This window comes from Bacillus sp. JJ1127, assembly GCF_036965845.1.
In the GTDB taxonomy this organism is placed as follows: Bacteria; Bacillota; Bacilli; order Bacillales; family Bacillaceae_G; genus Bacillus_A.
In genome coordinates this window covers 1-2376 of the sequence record NZ_JBALQK010000429.1, presented here as the reverse complement: position 1 = coordinate 2376, position 2376 = coordinate 1, and the positions used below count along the sequence as shown (strand labels likewise).

The 2376-nt window shown below is 27.9% G+C and carries 2 protein-coding genes; one reads left to right on the top strand and one right to left on the bottom strand.

The annotated features are described in order from the left end of the window. Positions 1–276: 276 nt before the first annotated feature. Positions 277–1275 (top strand): helix-turn-helix domain-containing protein, encoded by a 999-nt coding sequence (locus V7183_RS25535; protein WP_335361287.1) that lies wholly within the window; start codon positions 277–279, stop codon positions 1273–1275. A gap of 412 nt (positions 1276–1687) precedes the next feature. Here V7183_RS25535 and V7183_RS25530 read toward each other — a convergent pair whose 3' ends face one another. Then, positions 1688–2185: a hypothetical protein gene (locus tag V7183_RS25530; protein WP_335361286.1), complete on the bottom strand. Its 498-nt coding sequence runs from the start codon at positions 2183–2185 to the stop codon at positions 1688–1690. Positions 2186–2376: the final 191 nt, after the last annotated feature.

Below are 2376 nucleotides of genomic sequence, written 5' to 3'. Positions count from 1 at the left end.
ATTCTTCTCTATTAACTTATATTTATATTTTTTCATAATTTATTAGTAAATAGATATCATTTAATAGCTAATAACTTAACTTTCATAGCGATCTTATAATTAAATCAACTATAAAAACCTATTAAAATACAAAATGACTTACAAAGGTTTTCAAAGTATAAAAATGTATAAGATGTTTAATAAAATTCATTTCTTGTTTTAAATACAAATCAAATTCTGATATGATATATACATATCTAAAATATTAGCAAACAATAGTTATGGAGGTGTCCTTTCATGACACAAGATTTATTGTTCATTACAAAACCTACTGTAACGACAAAAGAGGCAGCCGACTTATTAGGAGTAACGGTACAAACAATTTTAAAGAAAGAAAAAGATGGATTAATAGAATGTGTATATAAAGATAATTGGAAACAATTTGGTAGTAAAATTTTCTATTTAGAGGATATTGAACGTTTAAAAAATATCGAAGAGGTTGAGGGTTATAGCACAAAAGAAGCAGCTGAAATTCTTAATGTAGCACCATCTACTGTCTTTACATATATCAAATCTGGAAAATTACCTGCTTCAAAGATTGAAAAGCGCGGAAAAGAAGTATATGTCATTGATAAAGAAGACCTTGAAACTTTTCAACTTACTTATGAAAAAACTACATCAAAAGAGCGAAAAACATTCATTACTAAAATTCAAGAAGAAGATATATATTTATATCAATTATTAACACATCAACATACCGGAAAAACAGCTAGAGTAATAGAGATTAATGGGGCAGACGGCAAGATTCTTACAGAGGACGAAGAAATTTTCCCACTATCCACTTATAAGGATCATAATTATTCTTTTGAACCTTTCCATAAGCAAGCTGTAATTACAAAACGAGGGTATTTATCTTTTTCATTTAAAAAACCTCAACTATTTAATTCCATCACTTATAATCTAATAAACTTATTTTATAAAGAGCTAGGTGTCACAAATATGCGATTGAGTATTTCATCAGATACTATCAAATTAGAAATTAAACCTTTCGTATTACAAGTAGAGCCATTGCAGTTTCAAGAAGAGATTAAATTCTTACATTCTCATATGAAATCCGGTACGATACTTCCACATGTAGAAGGAATTTACTTTAAAAGTAATGTAGGGCCATTAACTTTTCATGCAGATCATGAATTTAAGCAGAAAGTAGTTCAAATGGCAGCGAGTGCTGGTATGGGACAGGAAGAATTCTTATTGCAAGCTGTGAAATCTTATATACGAAATTTAGAACAATAGTAAATTTTTTTAAAAAAGAAAAAGCGTAGAAATTAGGTTTATTTCTACGCTTCTTTAAAATTTATAAATTTTAACTAAGTTTCCTAATATTGGCTCAAATCCAATGGTTATTTTATTTCTACGAAAAAAATTAAACGTCTTTATTCTTTTTATACACACACTTCTCGTATAAAAATCGCGTATTTTTTGTTTAGTTTAATACTTTATTTTAATAAAATTTCTTTTCTCTAAATAAAAACTATTCATCAGTCTAAATCCTTATTTAATTAGTACAAGAAAATAAAAATAAAGAAATCTTATTAAACCAGCGATACTCAGTCTAAAACATTTTTTTAATCAAACAGTTGGTGGTACGTCTATTAGAACGTTTATAGCGAGATGAAATTATTATGTAAACCTAAACTCGAAATGATTATGAAACACTATACGCTTTACATACCCATGGCTTAGATTTATTATTAGTACTCTCTATTAACTCAATCTTAATTTGTAGTACAATACCATTTTCCATAACGATTTCACCAATATAATTGTTTTTAAGCGATTTTTCTTTAGCAGTTCGCTTATCTCTTAACATACCCCATCTTCCTGGAAAGCAGTTAATAAAACTCATTAATACAGTTTCAAGGGTATGATGTTTTCCATAAGATCTTTTTATGTTCCAGTCTTTTTGAGTGTTGAAAGTAACTGGAACTTGTTTTACTTCCCACGAATCTTGAGAATCAATATGTGATGTAATCTCTCTTAAATTTCTAAATAGTTTATTAAGGTATACTTGACCATCCATCCCTACAAGAGCATATTCATATTTTTCATCATTCACAGGAACCCTTGTGACGATATATATTTTTTTCGAATTAATATTATACCAATCTTCAACAATTGTCCCAACTTCTATATTTAATCCCATACTTTCACACCCTCGGCTTTTTGAAAAAATCATCCTGTGAAAATTCGCAAACTTGATCTTCACCCAAAAACGAAAATAATCAATTGATAATTTCAACACCTTCTCAACATTACATTATCAAATTTCTCATATAATTGAATTATTCTCTTTATTTATTTTATGTATCTATTCCTTGGAGTTAGTATAGTCAT

Excerpts from the sequence above, each read along its gene's own strand:
- V7183_RS25530 (WP_335361286.1), bottom strand. The coding sequence starts at position 2,185 with ATGGGATTAAATATAGAAGTTGGGACAATTGTTGAAGATTGGTATAAT.
- V7183_RS25535 (WP_335361287.1), top strand. The coding sequence starts at position 277 with ATGACACAAGATTTATTGTTCATTACAAAACCTACTGTAACGACAAAA.